Raw genomic sequence first — 368 nt, forward strand, 5'->3', positions numbered from 1 at the left:
CTTTTAAGCGAAACCAGTATATTTTAAAAAAGCAGCAGTTATTACAACCATTGCTAACGAGAGAGGAAGGAACACCTTCCAACCAAGCCGCATAAGTTGATCATAGCGATAACGCGGAACAAATGCTTTGACCATAGCAAACCAAAAAAATACAAAACAAACTTTTAAAACAAACCAAATGATACCAGGAACCCAATTCAGCCACCAAACATCTAAGGGAGGCAACCAACCACCTAAAAATAAAATAGTTGTTAATGCACACATCAAAACAATAGCAACATACTCACCAAGAAAAAAAAGCATATAAGGTGTTGAAGAATACTCAACCATGTGACCAGCAACAAGTTCAGATTCTGCTTCAACTAAAT

General features: G+C 36.4%; 1 protein-coding gene. It reads right to left on the bottom strand.

The annotated features are described in order from the left end of the window. Window positions 1-3: 3 nt before the first annotated feature. Window positions 4-368, bottom strand: a 365-nt coding sequence (locus ACFIO5_RS10235) for an NADH-quinone oxidoreductase subunit H (RefSeq protein ID WP_375705341.1), incomplete at its 5' end; no start/stop codon positions are given.

The sequence above is a fragment of the Bartonella sp. AA86SXKL genome, from assembly GCF_042196885.1.